This window comes from Salinibacterium sp. NYA9b, from assembly GCF_976973725.1.
In genome coordinates, this window is sequence record NZ_OZ333476.1 from 2,717,880 (window position 1) to 2,735,736 (window position 17,857).

Consider the following 17,857-nt stretch of genomic DNA (forward strand, 5'->3'; position numbering starts at 1 on the left):
AACTCGTGAGCTATCCATAGTTTCTGAAGTAATCTTTAGCTATGAGTCGGCCGCTTGCCGCTCAGAGATCGGGGGATCATGAAGCGGGCTACGTGGGTCGAAGGCTTTGTGCTCATTGCGCTGGGCATAATGATTTTGGGCGGCGTACTGCTGAACCTCGGATCGAATAATTACGAGGGTAAATGGAGAAACTGCACCGACAACACCTCTCGACCTGAAGCGCTGATCGGCGCTGGCGAATACCGGATCATTGCATCGTTCTCGTTATTCCCCCTCGGCTTCAACTGCGAGTACTCACCCTCTAGCGCCTCCGAAGAGCCCGTTAACGTCTTTCTCGACCAAGGGACGGTCCCCGCGATCTTCGGCATCGCGCTCACGTGGATCGGTGGCGGAGTGCTCGTGGGCGGTGCGATTCTCAGTCGCCGGGCGCTCACGGGGCCGTGACGTTGAGGATGCCCGCCTGAGCGCAAGTCTGCGGAAAGTCTCTCTGCAGACCGGCCGTGTCGCCGAAGCTCAGCGGCTCGAGAACATTCGCAGCCCACCCACCATCAGGGTCGGAGACAAAGTCGTAGCTAGGCCATTGCGTGAGCATCGCCTCAGCAGCGACTAGGCGTTCGGCATCCTCGTCGTCAGCCGCGGTCAGGTACTCGGCCTCCCAGGCACACAGCCAGGTGAAGTGCGCGACAGTCGCGCCCAGTCCAGACTGAACAACTCCGCCATCCGTTTGGCCAGAGTCCAACCCTTCTGGCACGCCGGCGGGATAGGCCGCGCCGCTGGGCAGCGTCTCGGGCATCGCTTCGATCGCGGCGAGGTATTCAAAGTAGGCCGTGCCCTCGGTCACCCTGGCTGGTCCTGTCGGGTCTTCATTCACCACGGATGCTGGACCCTCTGATGACTGAGGCGCTTGTGGTGAGATCGCAGGCTGAGGTCCGGGAAACCAGAGGTATATGGCCAGGACGAGGCCGGCGATCACGATCGCCGCTGCGATGAGAACTCGCTGGCGGCGCTTCAGAGATGAGCGCGAGGCCGGGCGACCCTGCCCCGGGATGCCTTCGTCCCCGAGAATTTCAGCGGGCGACCCGAACGCAGCGATGACGGCGGCAGCGTCGGCGTTCGAGACTGCGACCGGGATGGACTCGCGCAAGTGACTGGCGATTTCTTCGCGTAATTCCAGACGGCGGGCCGAAGACAGTGGTGCTGCCAGGTCATCGAAATCAGAGAGGTACGAGGTGACAAGTGGGTGCTCGGCGGTGTGGTTCATGGCAGCTCACTTTCGATGGAGGCACTGGGAACGGATGCGGAGGGGACGGTCTCGAGGAGCGAGCCGACGGAGTCGGAGAACTGGCGCCAGTCTTCGCGGAAGAGTTCAAGGTCGCAACGACCGACATCCGTGAGGCTGTAATAGCGGCGCGGTCGCTCGGTGTCACTCACTTCCCAGTGGCTGCTGACTTGACCCGCTTCTTGTAGGCGGCTCAGCAGCGGGTACACGGTGCCCTGGCTCGTCAGCAACTGACCGACGTCATTCAGTTCGCGAACGATTTGTAGCCCGAAGCGCGGGCCGGTCGAGAGCAACGCGAGGATGCACGGCCCAACGACCCCTCGCCGGAGCTGGGTGCTTGCTGCGCTTTCAACCATGCGGTCGAACATACCTTGTGTCGCAAGAGTTAAACAAGAGAAACGATCACATCTTCCCCTCCGCCGAAGCTACTGGCACGATAATCAGATGACCACCATTCTTCGCGACCCAGTGCCTGCCGACGCCGACGCTCTCGCTCAATTGCATGTCGCGAGCTGGCGGGAGACCTATTCCCACCTCCTCCCCGATGGCTTCTTCACGGCCGAGTATCTGGCCGGACGCCAGAAGATGTGGAATCACATTCTTAACCATCCGCGAGCGGAGCGGCGCATCCAAGTGGCTGACCTTGACGGCACAATCGTTGGATTTGCTTCGGTTGGGCGGGAAGCCGCCGTCAAAGAAACTGCCGTGGCTGCGCAAGCCCAACTCGAAGCGATTTATGTTGTGGCGGCGCACCATGGCACCGGCATCGGTCAGGCATTGCTCGACGCGACCCTAGGCGACTCGCCTGCTGCGCTGTGGGTCGCCAAGGACAATCCCCGGGCTGTGGCCTTCTACCGCCGCAATGGCTTCGAGTTCGACGGCACCGAAGACATCGACCCTGCAACTCCCCAACTCGTTGACGCGCGGATGGTGCGCTGACAGTCTGTGCGGCCAGTGACCTGCCGCCGCTACCGAAGCTGCGTACAGACGTAGTGCGCAGCTCCGGCGGGGAGATGCCCGGCCACCCGGGCATCCGCATCAACGCAGGGCGGTGGTTCCGAACGTGGCGAGTACACCGAACAGAACACCCCAGATGATGATCGAGATGATCTGCCACACGATCACGGCGTTGCGCGAAGCGCCGAACGACACCATCGCGGCCGAAGTGATCTGGCTGGGCAGGAGGGTTTGTCCGAGGAGGCTGACGCCGGCGACTCCGTAGCGATCGAACCGTTCGCGGAGCTTCTGGCGACGGGGTGTTTCCGGCTTGGGCGCGCGGCCCGCGGCAACCTTGGCGCGAACCCGGTGGGCTACGAACACGAAGATCAGCATCGAGATGACGTTACCCACAATCGCAGCGATGATCGCGACCACCGGATTGACACCGGCGATAACCCCGATCACCGAGCCGCCGTACGACTCCACGTAGGGAATCGCCGCGATCAGGATCACACCAACCCACTGCAGCAGTTCGGGCAACCCGGAAGTGAAGGAGGTGAAAGCGTCGTACATGGTGTGCCTTTCTGATGAGGATGACGTGAATCGTCCGGCTTGTCACTGGCTGAGGTTCCGGCGATGAATCAATCTTCGCCGCGGATAATCGCGCTGGGCAGTGCCGCCGCGTCACGGCATCCGGTGAACTTTCGCACCCGCGACCGTGACAAATGTCACTGCTCTACGCTGGAGGCCATGCTCGAATCCACTACGCCCGCGACGCCCCGCGACGGCGAACAGGCTCGCGGCGTTCGCGGAGTGCGCGCCACCTGGAACTACACCCTCGGCTCCATCGTGTTCTTCTACATCGTGTTGAACGCGGTTGTGATTCTGAATATGCTCGCCATCTTCGCGGCATCAGGCTCGCCTCTCGATGGCCTTCTCATCGCGCTGACGGTGGTTGCGGTGGCAGCCCAAGTGCGCGGATGCTGGTTCCTTCGCACGGAGCGAGGGCAGGGCATCCCGAACATTGCGTGGCTCATCGCGCTTCTCGCCCCCGCTATTGCGGTCTGGGTGATCGGACTTTTCAGGCCCGAGGTGGGCTTTCTTTCCGCTGTTCCGCTGTGGATGGCCGTGTGCGTGGTTGCTCCCCTCTTTCCGCGTCGCCAACTCTGGACACTGCTGGCCGTCGGGCTCGCGGCGTCCATCGCCCACCCTGTGCTCGCGACCATGATCTTCGGCAACCCCATCAGCCCTGCGGCGATTGCCGACGCCTGGCTGGTGCTGTTTTATGGAATTCTGCTGCCGCTAATGGTGCTTTCTGCCCTGTGGTGGTGGGACATTGTCGTCACCCTCGACCGCCTGCGTTCGAGCGCGGCGGAACTCGCTGTCACCGAAGAACGACTGCGCTTCGCTTCTGACCTGCACGATATTCAGGGGCACCATCTGCAAGTGATCGCCCTCAAATCTGAGCTGGCCGAGCGGATGCTGGCCATCGACCCCGAAGCAGCCCGCGAACATATTCACGAAACCCGGATGATCGCCAAACAAGCCCTCGAAGAGACCCGCTCCCTCGTGGCTGGCTATCGCGAAGTTGAGCTGGACAACGAACTCGAGAACGCGCGCGAAGTTCTCGCGGCTGCTGGTGCTCAGTGTGTTCTGGCCGTCGGCACGATGCCCGCCGACGCTGAGGTGCGGCGCGCATTGGGGCTCGCCGTGCGCGAGGCCACGACGAATATCCTGCGACACAGTGAAGCAACCCAAGTGTCGATCCAGCTCGACAGCAACGACAGCGAGAGCACGTTGGCGATGAGCAATAACGTACTGCGAGCCTCAGCCTCGTCGGGAGATGCGCCCAGCAGCGGCCTCGCCGGCCTGCAGGTTCGCGTCGCCGCCCTCGGCGGTGAACTCGCTACCGACGTCGATGCGAGTGGTGACCGCTTCGAGTTACGGGTGCGGATCCCCGCCCGAACGAGCGTGAAAGCGTGAGCGATACTGCCGTGACCGACACCGCTGCGATGCCGCGCGTCATCCGCCTGCTCATTGCTGACGACGAGCACCTCATCCGGGGTGCTCTCAGCGCATTGCTCAATCTGGAAGCCGATATCGAGGTCATCGCGAGCGTCGACAACGGTGTTGCGGCGGCGGAGCAAGCGCTCGAGCTGCAGCCGGATGTGTGTCTGCTCGACCTCGAAATGCCGCAGGCCGACGGTATCGAGGCGGCCACGCGCATCCTCTCGACCGTCGCCACCAAGGTCGTTATTGTGACCCGCCACGCTCGACCGGGCGTGCTGCGCCGGGCCCTTGCCGCCCGCGTTTCGGGCTTCGTGCCCAAGTCGACGCCCGCCGAAGACTTGGCTGCTGTGATTCGGGATGTCGTGGCAGGCAAACGCTACATTGATCCCGAAATTGCGGCTACAGCCCTCACTGCTGACCGCTGCCCTCTCACTGATCGCGAGCTCGACGCGCTGCGGTTCAGCCGCTCCACGATGAGCGTGCAAGAAATCGCTGATGCTCTACACCTCGCGCCCGGAACCGTGCGCAACTACTTGTCCTCCGCGATGACAAAGCTCGACGCTCGCTCGCGGCACGACGCTGCCGACAAGGCGTGGCAGCAGGGGTGGATTTAGGAGGTTTCGGCTTGTGCCGCAGATGACGCCGAAAGGTCAATTGACGGTTTTGCGGCGGCTGGATGTTAATAACTTCGTTGATATCAGTGGAACCTGCTAAATTTTCTCCGACACGACCGGTTCCGCCCCATTGGGGTCCAGGGCCGGTCTTTCCTTTGCCCCGTCAGGTTGTAGCGCTTGGCGCATCGGAGAGCTGGTCGACTTTCTCGCTGGGGAAGCGAGCGCGCTCGGTAGACTGATCGACCCGGCGGTTGATGCAGGCCACGACCACGATTACCTCCCGCAGATGCCTGAGTTCAACTCATCGACCGTGGAGGATCTGCTCGAGCACCAGAGCCGTGGTGGGTTGGGAAACCGTGGGCGACTCCACCCCGTCCCAGCGAAGGTTGTGACTCACCCAGCCAGTTAGCAGCCCGACTTTTTGAGCTCCTCGAATGTCGGCATCGGCGTTGTCGCCGACCATCCACACTGCCGTGTTGTGGGTGTGATCACGCATTGCGTGCCGGAAGATTGCCGGCTCAGGCTTTCGCATCCCGACGGACTCCGAAATTATTACGTCGTCGACTAGGTCGCTCAACCCAGCGCGACGGAGTTTCATCGTCTGCTGAGCGGTAGTGCCGTTCGTCACGATGACGAGTCGATCGCCAGCGCATCGAAGCTCCTCGAGTTTGTCGACGACTCCGGGGTAGCACGCAACGGCAGCCACATGATCGAACAGCAGTCGATCAACGAGCGCGACGACCGGGGCGGCGAGTTCGAAACGGCTGTGAATGTCCCTCGCTAACGTCTCGCGTGGCGTGTACCCATTGGCGTCGGCCACGATTAGCCACTCTTCGTCGTTGTTGTTCCCGCCGATCTCAGCCACGAAATCCGCCGCCCACTCGCGGAACGCCAGCTCTCGGTCGACGAGAGTGTTGTCAAGGTCGAGAAGTAGCAGCATGGCGAGAGTCTAGAGCGAGCTGCTCGCGACGCTCGGCTCTAGCTGCTTTCGGGCCGAGCGAAAGTGAGCGCCCACGATTGGGCTCCCTGTTCGGTCTCAACCCAGCCATCCGCTTCGATGTCGTGGCGGATCTTCGCAAGGTGCTCGGCCATGCGCGGCGCATACGCTTCATCAGGATTCGCCGGATCGAACATGTGATTTGACGAGAAGGTTCCGCTTTCGTAGCGAGTGTCGCCATCTACCTTGCCGACAAAGCGCAGCGTTCGGTTGAACACTCCTGTTGTGTACGAGGTAAGCAATCTCGCCAGTTTTGAGATTTCGACGTCTTCGACTTCGATACGGAGCAACTCGCGTTGTGCGTTCATGCGTCCCATATTGCGCCTCAAGCGCGCCGTTGTAAACGGGTCGTCAGGGGAACCCTGCGGCGGAGCTAGTTGTAGCCGTAAGCGAAGTACCCGACGTAGCGGAACCAGTCGCCGAGTAGCGGAGTGTGGAGCCGAACGTCCACGTGCTGTCGCCCGTCGGCCCACGACTCGTCGACGGTGACCGTGGCGAGCGCGGGGATGCGGAGGCGGAGGCCAGCCAGATGCAGCCATTGGCGGTCGGAGCGCAACCGCATGCGGCCATCCGTGACCGTGAGCTCCAGGCGCACCTCGAAGCCGCCGCGCCTGCCCAAGAAGTCGTGCAGGCGGCCGTCGACGACGCGCATCTCATCCTGCAAGGCGCGGTCGCGACCGGGGAAGTGGAAGGTGCGCACAGCGCCGAGGTCGCCATCCGCGGTGGGGGTATTGATGACGCCGAAGGGCACGTTGCGCGCGTACTCCGGAAAGAGGATGCGCTGCCACGCCATAAACGCCAGCACCGGTTTCAGGATGCGCAGCGGCGACCCGGCAACGTCGAACACCCCGCTGCCTACGCCGACGCGCGAACCGCCATCGAAGTAGGGACGAAGCTCAGGCGCTAGCTCGTCGAGTTCGGCACCGAGCACGCGCCGGTAGACCGATTCACTCACGATTGGGCCTGCGATTTGGTGGGCTGACGAGTGGATGCCGGATGCTCGTCCGCCGGCGAGCTCGACTCGGCGCCTGCACCGCGCAGCGACGTCACGCACCGCGACAGCAGATCGCCGAGCATCGCTTGTTCGTCCATGCTCAGGGTGGACTTCATCCGGTCCTCGACGTCTTTGACCGCAGCGCTGGCGGAGGCCAACTGGCGCCGCCCGCTCGCAGTGAGTTCGGCGGGGAGCACGCGGCCAGCGACGGGCTGCTCGGGCCGCGTAATGAGACCATCACGCTCGAGGGATTGCAGCAAGACGTTCATCGCTTGGCGAGTAACGAAGGCTCCGCGGGCAAGCTCAGAGTTCGAGAGGCCGGGTCGTTGGGCCAACAGTTCGAGGCACGAGTAGTGCGTGATGTTCATCCCGAGCGGACGCAGCACGGCTTCCATCGACGACCGGAGTGCGCTGGAGGCTTCCTTCAGGAGGTATCCCACCGAGGTTTCCAAATCGATTCCGGATGACTGTTGCTGCATGTCAACATTCTGACATAGAGTGTTCGATGTCAACTAATTGACATCAGAACCTAGGAGACATCATGACCACCGCATCCGGCCCCGGCTTCATCTCACTGCAGGTTCGCGACCTCGACGCCGCAGGCGCCTTCTACGAAAAGTACCTTGGCTTGACCCGTCAGCCAGGCCCACCTCACGCCATTGTCTTTGGCACCACCCCGGCAGCATTCGCGGTGCGCTCCGCTGCCCCCGGCGTTGACCTCGACTCGGTCTCGCAACTCGGACTCGGGGTCGGCATTTGGATGCACGCTCCCGACGCCCAAGCTATCCAAGACACCCTCGCTGCCGATGGCATCACCATCGTCTCAGCTCCCGTCGATGGTCCCTTCGGCCGCACCTTCACGTTCGCCGACCTCGATGGCTACCAAATCACCCTCCACGATCGCGCGTAGTTCGCAAGCACACTGCACAGCGACAATGCCGAGCGCCAACTCTCGCCCGCGACGAAATCGCCGACGCCCTGAACCTGAGCGACACTTGCTTTCCAGATTTGGGCGTGGTGGGATCGACAGCATGATTCTCGTTGGTTGGGCCTTAGCAATTGCGGGCGGCGCGATGCTCCTCTGGTCAATCGCTGCAACAGTCCGCGCAAATAGCAGCACGCGAATTCCGTACTGGACTCGCCCAGAAGTGATCCCTCGAGGTTCGATCATCACGCGCAGCTTGGGCGTCGGGTTGATCGTCTTTGGGGTCATCACCGCGGCTTCGCCGGGCGGCTACTGGGTCGCCGCCCTCGTGGTCCTCCTGTTTCTTCCGGGCCTCATCATGATCCCGGTGCACAACCGCAGGGTTGCTCGACGATGACTGCAGGGCTGCCGCCATCGGCCCGCGCCGTGAACGAGAGCGAGCTGGCGCTCATCGAACTCGCACGAAACACTATTGACGCAACAACGGATGCCGGCCCAGACGAAGACGGTGTGCACACGATGGGCGCTGCGGTACGAGCATCCGACGGCCGAACGTTTACGGGAGTAAATCTGTATCACTTCACCGGCGGGCCCTGTGCTGAACTTGTCGCGCTCGGCTCAGCCCGCGCAGCCGGAGCGACGGAACTGACGGAGATTGTGGCGGTCGGAAATCACGGGCGCGGAGTGAAGAGTCCGTGCGGTCGAGACCGGCAAGTGCTCGCCGATTACTACCCGAATATTCGCGTGCTTCTCCCTTCCCCGGAGGGGATCGTGAGTGTGGTTGCCACCGATCTTCTGCCGTTGAGTTTCAATTTCGCAGCGGAACAGGTGTAACTCGTGGTTGACGAACCTACGAGCCATGGCCCGTATGAAGAATTTCGGGTGCTAGCTTCCCGCTGGGATCTCGTTGGATTGCACGATGAGCTCGCCGTAATCCTCGAGGCCGCACCGACTGACCTGCGTCCCGCCGTGCCCTCGCGGCTACTGCATGCGCTGCATTGGTTTCTTGAGTCGTACGGCGCCAAGCCGATAGACACAGACAACTGCAGCTGAGTTCCCCGCTACAGCTACTCGCTCGGGCTTTGCTACGCGACTTGAACGCCGATTCGATGCCAGCCCTCGGCGCCGTCGGGCACGACCGGCACGGGGTCACCGGATTGCGTTGTGCCTTCGGTATCCGTTGCGCGCACCTCGATGATGTGGTTGCCACTCGTGGCTTCCCATTGGTAGACCCACTGAACCCAGGTGTCAGCGGAAATCGCGGTGGCGAGCTCGGCGGCTTCCCAGTCGCCGCTGTCGACGCGCACTTCGACACCGGCAATTCCCGTGTTGGGCGCCCACGCGACGCCAGCAACGGCGACAGTGCCCGCCTCAACCGATGCGTCTGAGGACGGAACATCAATGCGCGATTGCACTTTGACGGGACCGATTGCCGACCATCCGCGATCGGTCCAGTAGGCCGTGGCGTCGGCGAAGCGGGTGACTTCCATCTCAACAACCCATTTGGTTGCCGAGACGTAGCCGTAGAGTCCGGGCACCACCATGCGCACCGGGAACCCGTGTTCGCGCGGAAGCGGCTCGCCGTTCATCCCGACGGCAAGGATGCTCTCGCGAGACTCTTCTTGCAACGCCTCGATCGGGGTGCTGGCGGTAAAGCCGTCGATGCTGCGCGACAGCACCATGTCAGCTCCGGCGAGCGGCTTCGCCTGGGCGAGCAGTTCACGGATGGGGTAGCCAAGCCACATGGCGTTGTCGACGAGGTCGCCGCCCACCACATTCGACACGCACGACAGCGTTGCGGCAGTCTCCACCAAGGGCAGTGCGAGCAGTTCGGCGAACGTGATTTCGATCTCGTTCTCGACCATTCCGGTGATCTTGAGGCTCCACTCATCCGCATCAATGTTGGGCACAACGAGCGCTGTGTCGATGCGATAGAAGTCAGCGTTGGGGGTGATGATCGGCGAGATGCCGGCGACGTCGAGACTGGCGCCAGCGGGGATTGCCGGAGCGGGGAACGCCGCGGCCGGCAGCGTGAGAGCCGTGCGCACGGCATCCACGACACTGGCACTGGCGTTGACGACGCGCGCGCCGACGCCGACGAGAACAGCCCCAACGGATGCCACGCCCACGATGCGAAGAAAGTCGCGGCGCGACGCGGCCGGCACACGGTTGGGAGTGGCGGATGAACGTTGAGCGCTAGCGGCACGCGCGGCCGCTGCGGTACCGGCGGGCGTCTTAGCAGGCGTGACCGGGGCAGAACTCACCCAGCGTCGCAAGCGAATCATGGTGAGGCGCAACACCAGCACACCGGCGACCACGCCGAGAACTGTCGGCATCGGCCAGCTTGCGGAAGCTTGGGCGCGCGTCGTGACAGCGATCGTCGCGACCACTCCGACGAAGACAAGAAGGATGACTCCCCAGCTGGGCCGCGCGTATTCAACAAGCCCGATCGCCACAGCGAGAACCAGCACCAAGAGCCCGACACACAGCAGCAGCACGATCTTGTCGTTGGTTCCGAACAGCGCAATGGTGAGGTCTTTCAACCATGACGGTGCGAGGTCGATGACGAGGGAGCCGACAGCAAGCACAGGGCTGCTGGCGGGCGAGATGAACACGGCGAAGAACTCGGCGACAGCGAGCACAACGGCGGCACTGAGCACGCCAAGAAGTGCCGACCAGGTGCGGATGCGCTTCACGCTCAGTTCGGCGGGCGGGGCAGTCTTCGTCGTGGAGGTCACAGGCGAATCGCTTCTTCCTAAGTAAGACGAGAGACCGTGGGTCTAGACGCCGGGCTGGACTTTGAACATCCTCTTCCAGAACCGCCGGAACAGGAGTCACAACCAACCCTAGACGCGGCTGCTGTGTAGACGGCGGCAGGGTTCGAGATGAGTCAAAACCGTAAGATTTGGCGGTGAATCGGGGAGAGCAGCTGCGCTAGGCCGAAACAGGCTCGTGCGTTCCGCAACTGAAGTGGCTGCGATACGCACTCGGCGTGACTCCGAGCGTGCGCGCAAAGTTTTGGCGCAGCACAGCGGCAGAGCCGAACCCACTCTCGCCCGCCACTTGCTCAAGATCAAGCTCGGTCTCTTCGAGAAGCCGTTGCGCGTGCAGCAGTCGTTGGCGGGCGAGCCAGGCTGCGGGGGTGGTGCCGAGATCCGTTTTGAAGCGGCGGGCGAAGGTGCGCGGCGACATTTGGGCTCGACGCGCAAGCTCGTCTACCGGAAGTTCATCGCGCAGGTTCTCTAGCATCCACTCGGTCACTGCCGCGAACGACTCTGACCGAACGACCGGCAGCGGCTTGCTGATGAACTGCGCCTGACCACCATCGCGTTGCGGCGCAATCACCATGCGTCGCGCGATGCGATTCGTGACCTCGGCCCCCAGCTCTTGCCGCAAGAGGTGCAGGCACGCGTCGATGCCGGCGGCCGTGCCGGCACTCGTGATGATGCGGTCATCCTGCACATAAAGAACGTCGGGGTCGACGTCGATCTTGGGATACATCTCGGCAAGGGTTTGCGAGTACATCCAGTGCGTGGTTGCGCGGCGTCCATCCAATAGTCCGGATGCCGCCAAAGTAAACGAGCCGCTACAGATGGCCAGCACCCAGGCTCCGCGCGCGACCGCCCGTTCGAGCGCTGCGGAGACCCGCGCATCCACGGTTCCCCAGGTGGAACGAGGAACCGGTGTGAGCACGATCACGTCGGCGTCGTCGGCAAACGACAGGTCGTTGTCGACGTTCATTGTGTAGCCGATGCTGCTGCGGATCGCGCCCGGGTCTGCGGTGAGCACCCGAAAATCGAACGACTGGATGCCCTCATCGGTGCGATCGAGACCGAACGCTTCGCAGGCGAGTCCGAACTCAAACGGAGTGAACCCGTCGTGCACGATGACCGCTACTCGTTCCATGAGAACCTCAACTCTTCGCTGAATACGCCGCATGCGAAGTTGGCAGTATTCATTAGATAGACGGCATGGCTGCCACTGTTGGCACTATTTATACGATCGTAGCGTTGGTGCCATGTTAACCGCAATCATTATCGCCACCGTCTCAGCCCTCGCCATTGTGGGCACCATCCGCGAACTGCCCCAGGGAGGTAGCCGCCGAATCCCGACCGATTGGAGTCGACTGCCCTAGCCGGTGAACGAACTGCAGCCCCGTTGCTGTAGCCACGCGCGGGCAGGTTCCGCCAGCAAACCGAGCACATTCTCAGGGAGGAATAGTGCGTGCCGGTCGATGTTGAAGTTGATACGACCGACAGAAAGAGATCTGCTGTGAACTTGTTTTCCCCCACGACCCTCGGCGAGCTAAGCCTGACCAACCGCTTGGTGATGGCACCGCTCACGCGTACCCGATCGGGCCAAGCCGGCGTTCCCGGCCCGATGGTTGCCGAACACTATGCCCAGCGCGCTTCGCTAGGTCTGATCGTTTCTGAGGGCACCTACCCGAGCCATGCCGGGCAGGGCTTCCCCGGCCAGCCCGGTCTGGTCGAGCCCGAGCAGCTCGAGGGCTGGAAGCACGTTACCGACGCGGTGCACGCGGCGGGCGGCCAGATCGTCGCGCAAGTGATGCACGCCGGGCGAGTGACCCACGAAGCTACCAACGGCGGACACACCGTCGTAGCCCCGAGCGCGATCGCGATCAACGGCCAGACCCATACTTACGACGGCAAGCAGCCCTACCCGGTGCCGCATGCGCTCACCGACGGCGAACTCACCGGCGTGATTGACGAGTTCGTGACAGCATCCCGCAACGCCATCGCGGCGAGATTCGACGGCGTGGAGCTTCACTCCGCCAACGGCTACCTGCTGCACGAGTTTCTCTCCCCCGCCTCCAATCAGCGAGAGGGCCAGTACGGCGGCTCCCCCGAGAACCGCGCTCGCTTCGTGATCGAGGTCGCGACCGCGGTAGCGGAGGCGATCGGCGCTGGCCGCGTTGGCCTGCGCATCTCGCCGCAACACAACATCCAAGACGCCCTCGAGACAGACAACGCAGACGCCCTCGCGACCTACGGCGCGCTAGCCGACGGCCTTGCCCCACTAGGGCTTGCGTACCTCAGCGTGCTGAACGCCGAACCCACCGGCGCCTTCGTGCAAGAACTACGCACGCGCTTTGGCGGACCGGTATTGCTCAACAGTGGCTTCCAGCAGATGACAACTCGCGATGAGGCCCTCAGCCTCGTGCGCGACGGTCACGCCGAGGGTGTCGTCGTGGGCCGCCCGGCCCTCGCAAACCCCGACCTGGTCTACCGCTGGCAAGAAAACCTGCCACTGAACACCCCCGACGCCGCCACCTTCTACGGCTCCGGCCCCGAGGGTTACACGGACTACCCGACCTTCGAGCCGAGCTAGCGCGTCGCCACAGCGGTGCTCGGCCACAACCACGACGAAACACCGAGCGCCGCTGTGCTGCACACCGACATCCTGCGATCATGAAGACATGACGACAGTGAATGTTCGCGCCATGACCGCAAGCGAATTCGCGGCCTGGCAACGTGCAACGACGGCAGAGTTTGCCGCTGAGCAAGTGGCGATTGGGCGCTGGGCTCTCGAGGGCTCCGTTGGCCGCGCGATCGAAGACAATGCCCGGCTACTGCCCGAGGGATTCGACACCCCGCGCATGCTGTTCCTTCAGGGAACGGATGCCGCTGGCGTGACCATCGGGCACGCGTGGGTCAGCCTCGACCACCCGCAGGGGTCACCCGACTTGGCATTTTTGTTCGACATCCAAGTGGTGGAAGGTCGCCGAGGCACCGGTCTCGGTCGCGCACTTCTGGCCGCAGTCGAAGCCGCTGTGTTGGAGGCCGGCGTGCCCGCCTTAGAACTGAACGTCTTCGGACATAACACCCCCGCCGTCGAGCTCTATGGGTCGTCGGGCTACACCGTCACCACCCAGCAGATGCGAAAGACTCTGCAGCCCTAGCTGCTGAAGGGATCCAAGCCGGTCGCCTTAACCGACAGCGCCCAGAGCTTCTCGGCCGCAGCAGGGTCAACCGCCCACTGCTTGGCGCCGCCGGTCGTCATGTCGGCGTGGTCATCCGCAACGATGCCCTTGATGGAGCAGTCTTCGCAATACGCGCCGCCGCGCTCGGCCAGTTCGGGAGCGGTAGCCGCCCAGAGTCCGGTCGATGCACCTTCAGCAGGCGTCTTGAAGAGCGGATTCGGGTTGCCGTCTTCGTCGATCCACTGGCGAGCAAGCAGTTCTTCGCGGGGCATGTTGCGCTGCAGATCGGTCATGATGCCACCGGGGTGCACCGAGTACGCGTGGATGCCGCGGCCAGCCAAGCGAGCATCCAGGGCAACAGCGAGCAGGGCATCCGCTGACTTCGACTGACCATAGGCGACCCAGGGCTCGTACTCGGTGGAGTCGAAGTTGATGTCGTCGAAGTTCACCGGCGAACGCCAGTGGCCAACCGACGAGTACGACACGATTCGCGCGCCATCCTGAAGCAGGGATTCGAGGCCGGCGACGAGCGCAAAGTGGCCGAGCGCGTTGGTGCCGAACTGCAGGTCCCAGCCCTGCGGCGTGCGCAGCTCGGGTGTTGCCATGACCCCGGCGGCATTGATCATGAGGTCAACGGGAGTGCCAGCGTCGCGCATCCCGGCGGTGAAAGCGGCAACGGAGTCGAGGTCGCCGAGGTCCATCGCCTCAATCTGCACACCAGTGACACCGGCGAGCACTTCGGCTGCCTTGTCTGGACGACGAGCGGGAACAATCACGGTCATGCCCGCTTCGGCGAGCGCCTTCACTGTTTCGAAGCCGAGCCCCGAGTAGCCACCGGTGACGACGGCGGTTTTGCCGGCGAGGTCGAATCCGGCAATTACTTCGGATGCTGTGCTGCGGTAGCCAAACATCGATTCGAGAGGTTGTTGGCGGGCGGTCATTTCTTCGAGGGAGATCATGCTTGTGACTCTAAGAGTTGGAGCGCACTCTAGGTCAAGCGCACCAGCACACTCCCAGAAAACAGCTCCCGCGCCCCGCGCGCGCCCGGGAAACGGCCCCGGGCAACAAGAAAGCCCGGGCCGACCGAAGTCGACCCGGGCTTGATCCCTGGTGCTAGTTCACGTGAGAGCTATTAGCCCTTGGTGACTTCGTAGTACAGCGGAACTGAATCCCAACCGAACTCAACGTTCTCGACGGTGTCAGCCGAGACGCCAGTGGCGTTGGAGTACCACAGCGGAATGCTGGGCAGATCCGTGAGCAGAACTTCCTGAGCCTGCTGGTAGAGAGCAGTTGCGTCATCGACCGAGTCCGCTGCTGCACCCTCCTTCATGAGTGCATCGAACTCGGCGCTGCTGTAGCCCTCGAAGTTCGAGCCGGCACCGGTCTGGTACAGGGGAGCAAGGAAGTTGTACAGCGACGGGTAGTCAGCCTGCCATCCGGCGCGAGTTCCACCGGTGAGCGTGCCCGCTACACGGTCTTCGAGCGACGACTTGAAGTCGGGGTACGACTTTCCAACAGCCTCAATGTCGAGCGTGTTCTTGATGCTGTTAGCTACAGCATCCACCCAACCTTGGTGTCCACCATCAGCGTTGTAGGCGATGTCGAACACGGTGTCGCCATAGGGCGAGATCGCGTCGGCTTCGGCCCACAGCTTCTGAGCTTCTTCGGGGTTGAATTCGAGCACCTCAGCACCGGCGAGCGAGTCCGAGTAGCCATCGACAACAGGCGACGTGAAGTCGGTTGCGGGAGTGCGGGTTCCTTGGAAGATCACATCGGTGATCTCGTCACGGTTGATCGACATCGAGATAGCGGCACGACGCAGTTCTCCCTCTTCCCCACTGAAGTGCTCGAGGTAGAAGGGAATGTTGAAGCCCTGGAAGATGGCTGCAGGCTGGTTGATGGCGCGGTCGCCGAACTCGTCTTCGAAGATTCCGAATGCCGAGTCGGGTACAGCGTCGAGGATGTCGAGGTTGCCACCAAGAACGTCCGCGTAAGCGGATTCTTGCGAGGTGTAGAACTTGAACGTAACTCCGCCATTGGCGGGGGTGCGCACACCGTCGTAGTCAGGGTTAGTGACGAGAGCGATCTGAACGTCGTGCTCCCACGCGTCGTCACCGTCCAACATGTACGGACCGTTACCGACGGGACTTTCGCCGTACGCATCCATGTCTTCGAACGCTACGGTCGGCAGCGGCATGAAGGCGGTGTAGCCGAGGCGCAGCGGCCAGTCAGCTTCAGGAGAGTTGAGCGCAACCTCGAACGTGAGGTCGTCAACGGCGGTGAGGCCGGTGAGCTCCGCGTCTTCTTCGTAGTTGAAGCCTTCGATGTTGTCGAAGAAGTAGGAGGACGCCTGCGCGTTGCTGAAGGTCGCGCCGTAGTTCCATGCATCGATGAATGACTGTGAGGTGACTGCTTCACCGTTAGTGAAGGTCCAGCCGTCGTTGAGCGTGACGGTCCAGTTTTGGCCGTCTTCCGATTCGATCGACTCGGCGACGTCGTTGCTGATGCTGCCATCGGCGTTGTAGGAAACGAGACCCGCGTAGATGTTGGTCAGAATCTTGCCGCCACCCACTTCGGTGGTTCCCGTGGTGATGAGCGGGCCCAGCGGCTCGCTTCCATTGGTGGTGATGATCTGGTTGACGTCGCCTGAATCTCCGCCATCGCTGCTAGCGCAGCCGGCGAGAGTGAGCGAGACCGCCGAGGCGAGCGCGACAGCGCCCAACCCGAAACGTGATGTCTTCATGCTTCCTCCTGTGCAGTGAGCGCCTACGGTGCCAACAGTGAGTGGCTCCGGGCGTTGGATTTACTTTAGGGCTATGAAACAGCGACCTAACGTAAAGTGTCATAATGTTATCTCGTTGTTAGGTTGTATTGACTAGTTGCCTTACAAACAATTTACAAAACCGTCACATGGCCTATCATTGCCTTCATGCGGATACCGTAAGGTTTCGCCATGACGGCGTTCAGCCGCACCGAGCAAAGAAAGAAGTAGAGACGATGACGAGCGCTCCTATCCTCATGTTTTCGAGCACGATGTCCGCAGACATGCGGCACGTAATCACCCACGAGGTGCACGACCCCTTCCTCTACATCGAGGTTGATGGCAAGCGTTACACCGCCATCAAGTCGCTTGAAGCGGCCCGGATGCGCGACGTCGACAACATGACCGTCTTCCCGCTCGAAGAGCTCGGCTTCGATGACTTCCGCGCCGCTGGACAGGGCCCCGACCTCGCCGAACTCAACTGCCTGGTTGAGGCTTGCACCCGCACCGGCGTGACGAGCGCCAGCGTTCCTTCCACTTTCCCGCTCGGTGTCGCCGATCACTTGCGTGCTGCTGGCATCGAGCTGAACGTCGACAACCACCTCTTCGAGATGCGCCGCCGCGTGAAGTCGCCGGCCGAACTCGCCGGCATGCGCCGCGCTCAGATCGCTGCCGAAGCAGGCGTCGCCCACGTCGCCACCCAGATGGAAGCCGCAACGATCGACACCGATGGCGGACTACTCGTCGACGGCAAGCCCCTCACGTGTGAAGACTTGAAGACGGGCATCCGCGCCGCCTTCTTGCGCAACGGCTGCGAAGACGCCGGCCTCATCGTGGCTCACGGCGAGCAAACCTGCATCGGCCACCACGCTGGCTCGGGCCAAATCTTTGAGAAAGAGCCCGTCACGGTCGACATCTGCCCCCGCGACACCGAGTCCGGTGGAAACTCCGACATGACCCGCACCTTCGTCAAGGGCGAGATCAACGAAGAGCTCGCAACGTACTGGCGCATCGTGAAGGAATCCTTCGACAACACACTCGCGGCCATCCGCCCCGGTCTCCCCGTTGCCGAACTGCACCGCATTTCGTGCGAGCCAATCAGCAACGCTGGTTACCCCACGCAGCTCACCAAGAAGCCGGGTGAGGTTCTCAACGAGGGCTACTTCCACAGCCTCGGCCACGGAATCGGCCTCGAAGTTCACGAAGCTCCCGGCCTCGGCCAGAACGACGCCGTGCTTGTTGCCGGTGACGTCATCGCGATCGAGCCCGGCTGCTACCGCCAGGGCTTCGGCGGCGTGCGCCTCGAAGACATCGTTCTCGTGACCGAAGACGGCGCCGAGCGCATTACGGACTACCCGTACGAGCTCACCCCCGTCGCGATTTCCCGAGGAGTCTAA

At 62.5% G+C, this 17,857-nt stretch carries 22 protein-coding genes; 11 read left to right on the top strand and 11 right to left on the bottom strand.

Annotated features, from left to right (window positions below; translation table 11 throughout):
- The first annotated feature begins 78 nt into the window (after positions 1–78).
- A complete protein-coding gene (locus ACWFSR_RS13050; RefSeq protein ID WP_447522570.1) occupies positions 79–444 on the top strand; it encodes a hypothetical protein in 366 nt (121 codons plus the stop codon).
- Here the strand turns inward: ACWFSR_RS13050 and ACWFSR_RS13055 are convergent.
- Both ACWFSR_RS13055 and ACWFSR_RS13060 read right to left on the bottom strand, forming a co-directional pair.
- Positions 431–1,261: an HAAS signaling domain-containing protein gene (locus ACWFSR_RS13055; protein ID WP_447522571.1), complete on the bottom strand. Its 831-nt coding sequence runs from the start codon at positions 1,259–1,261 to the stop codon at positions 431–433. The genes ACWFSR_RS13050 and ACWFSR_RS13055 overlap by 14 nt on opposite strands.
- Positions 1,258–1,635, bottom strand: a complete 378-nt coding sequence (locus ACWFSR_RS13060) for a PadR family transcriptional regulator (RefSeq protein ID WP_447522572.1) — start codon at positions 1,633–1,635, stop codon at positions 1,258–1,260. Before ACWFSR_RS13060 ends, ACWFSR_RS13055 begins: the two co-directional genes overlap by 4 nt.
- Positions 1,636–1,723: 88 nt before the next feature.
- Here ACWFSR_RS13060 and ACWFSR_RS13065 point away from each other — a divergent pair, with 88 nt between their 5' ends.
- On the top strand, positions 1,724–2,218 hold the full coding sequence (locus ACWFSR_RS13065; RefSeq protein ID WP_447522573.1) for an N-acetyltransferase family protein: 495 nt from the start codon (positions 1,724–1,726) through the stop codon (positions 2,216–2,218).
- Between the two features lie 99 nt (positions 2,219–2,317).
- Here the strand turns inward: ACWFSR_RS13065 and ACWFSR_RS13070 are convergent, their stop codons facing one another.
- Positions 2,318–2,791, bottom strand: coding sequence for a hypothetical protein (locus tag ACWFSR_RS13070; protein WP_447522574.1), 474 nt, complete (start codon positions 2,789–2,791; stop codon positions 2,318–2,320).
- 177 nt (positions 2,792–2,968) lie between these two features.
- Here ACWFSR_RS13070 and ACWFSR_RS13075 point away from each other — a divergent pair, with 177 nt between their 5' ends.
- Both ACWFSR_RS13075 and ACWFSR_RS13080 read left to right on the top strand, forming a co-directional pair.
- Positions 2,969–4,201 carry a sensor histidine kinase gene (locus ACWFSR_RS13075; protein ID WP_447522575.1) on the top strand — a complete coding sequence of 411 codons (1,233 nt, stop codon included), beginning with the start codon at positions 2,969–2,971 and terminating at the stop codon, positions 4,199–4,201.
- Between the two features lie 29 nt (positions 4,202–4,230).
- A complete protein-coding gene (locus tag ACWFSR_RS13080) occupies positions 4,231–4,842 on the top strand; it encodes a response regulator transcription factor (protein WP_447523451.1) in 612 nt (203 codons plus the stop codon).
- A gap of 301 nt (positions 4,843–5,143) precedes the next feature.
- On the opposite strand, the gene ACWFSR_RS13085 is transcribed toward ACWFSR_RS13080, so the two are convergent.
- The 4 genes from ACWFSR_RS13085 to ACWFSR_RS13100 all read right to left on the bottom strand — a co-directional run bounded on the left by ACWFSR_RS13085 (position 5,144) and on the right by ACWFSR_RS13100 (position 7,312).
- On the bottom strand, positions 5,144–5,782 hold the full coding sequence (locus tag ACWFSR_RS13085; RefSeq protein ID WP_447522576.1) for an HAD family hydrolase: 639 nt from the start codon (positions 5,780–5,782) through the stop codon (positions 5,144–5,146).
- Between the two features lie 38 nt (positions 5,783–5,820).
- The gene (locus tag ACWFSR_RS13090; RefSeq protein WP_447522577.1) at positions 5,821–6,147 is read right to left on the bottom strand and encodes a hypothetical protein; all 327 of its coding nucleotides are present in this window, start codon (positions 6,145–6,147) and stop codon (positions 5,821–5,823) included.
- A gap of 65 nt (positions 6,148–6,212) precedes the next feature.
- Entirely contained in the window at positions 6,213–6,794 is a 582-nt protein-coding gene (locus ACWFSR_RS13095; protein ID WP_447522578.1) for a DUF4166 domain-containing protein, read from the bottom strand.
- The gene (locus ACWFSR_RS13100) at positions 6,791–7,312 is read right to left on the bottom strand and encodes a MarR family winged helix-turn-helix transcriptional regulator (RefSeq protein ID WP_447522579.1); all 522 of its coding nucleotides are present in this window, start codon (positions 7,310–7,312) and stop codon (positions 6,791–6,793) included. The genes ACWFSR_RS13095 and ACWFSR_RS13100 overlap by 4 nt, the downstream gene beginning before the upstream one ends.
- A gap of 62 nt (positions 7,313–7,374) precedes the next feature.
- Here ACWFSR_RS13100 and ACWFSR_RS13105 point away from each other — a divergent pair, with 62 nt between their 5' ends.
- The 4 genes from ACWFSR_RS13105 to ACWFSR_RS13120 all read left to right on the top strand — a co-directional run bounded on the left by ACWFSR_RS13105 (position 7,375) and on the right by ACWFSR_RS13120 (position 8,811).
- Positions 7,375–7,743: a VOC family protein gene (locus ACWFSR_RS13105; RefSeq protein WP_447522580.1), complete on the top strand. Its 369-nt coding sequence runs from the start codon at positions 7,375–7,377 to the stop codon at positions 7,741–7,743.
- Positions 7,744–7,864: 121 nt separating this feature from the next.
- Positions 7,865–8,155: a hypothetical protein gene (locus ACWFSR_RS13110; protein WP_447522581.1), complete on the top strand. Its 291-nt coding sequence runs from the start codon at positions 7,865–7,867 to the stop codon at positions 8,153–8,155.
- Positions 8,152–8,592 carry a cytidine deaminase family protein gene (locus tag ACWFSR_RS13115; RefSeq protein WP_447522582.1) on the top strand — a complete coding sequence of 147 codons (441 nt, stop codon included), beginning with the start codon at positions 8,152–8,154 and terminating at the stop codon, positions 8,590–8,592. The genes ACWFSR_RS13110 and ACWFSR_RS13115 overlap by 4 nt, the downstream gene beginning before the upstream one ends.
- Before the next feature lie 3 nt (positions 8,593–8,595).
- Entirely contained in the window at positions 8,596–8,811 is a 216-nt protein-coding gene (locus tag ACWFSR_RS13120; protein WP_447522583.1) for a hypothetical protein, read from the top strand.
- Between the two features lie 32 nt (positions 8,812–8,843).
- Here the strand turns inward: ACWFSR_RS13120 and ACWFSR_RS13125 are convergent, their stop codons facing one another.
- On the bottom strand, positions 8,844–10,496 hold the full coding sequence (locus ACWFSR_RS13125; RefSeq protein ID WP_447522584.1) for a molybdopterin-dependent oxidoreductase: 1,653 nt from the start codon (positions 10,494–10,496) through the stop codon (positions 8,844–8,846).
- Positions 10,497–10,692: 196 nt separating this feature from the next.
- A complete protein-coding gene (locus ACWFSR_RS13130) occupies positions 10,693–11,664 on the bottom strand; it encodes a GlxA family transcriptional regulator (protein ID WP_447522585.1) in 972 nt (323 codons plus the stop codon).
- Between the two features lie 366 nt (positions 11,665–12,030).
- Here ACWFSR_RS13130 and ACWFSR_RS13135 point away from each other — a divergent pair, with 366 nt between their 5' ends.
- Together ACWFSR_RS13135 and ACWFSR_RS13140 are read left to right on the top strand one after the other, a co-directional pair.
- Positions 12,031–13,107, top strand: coding sequence for an alkene reductase (locus ACWFSR_RS13135; protein ID WP_447522586.1), 1,077 nt, complete (start codon positions 12,031–12,033; stop codon positions 13,105–13,107).
- A gap of 88 nt (positions 13,108–13,195) precedes the next feature.
- Positions 13,196–13,678 (top strand): GNAT family N-acetyltransferase, encoded by a 483-nt coding sequence (locus ACWFSR_RS13140; RefSeq protein WP_447522587.1) that lies wholly within the window; start codon positions 13,196–13,198, stop codon positions 13,676–13,678.
- Here the strand turns inward: ACWFSR_RS13140 and ACWFSR_RS13145 are convergent.
- Both ACWFSR_RS13145 and ACWFSR_RS13150 read right to left on the bottom strand, forming a co-directional pair.
- Complete coding sequence (locus tag ACWFSR_RS13145; RefSeq protein ID WP_447522588.1) at positions 13,675–14,658, bottom strand: oxidoreductase; 984 nt, start codon at positions 14,656–14,658, stop codon at positions 13,675–13,677. The genes ACWFSR_RS13140 and ACWFSR_RS13145 overlap by 4 nt on opposite strands.
- A 173-nt stretch (positions 14,659–14,831) precedes the next feature.
- A complete protein-coding gene (locus tag ACWFSR_RS13150) occupies positions 14,832–16,442 on the bottom strand; it encodes a peptide ABC transporter substrate-binding protein (RefSeq protein ID WP_447522589.1) in 1,611 nt (536 codons plus the stop codon).
- Positions 16,443–16,696: 254 nt separating this feature from the next.
- On the opposite strand from ACWFSR_RS13150, the gene ACWFSR_RS13155 reads away from it, so the two are divergent.
- The gene (locus ACWFSR_RS13155) at positions 16,697–17,857 is read left to right on the top strand and encodes a M24 family metallopeptidase (protein ID WP_197109340.1); all 1,161 of its coding nucleotides are present in this window, start codon (positions 16,697–16,699) and stop codon (positions 17,855–17,857) included.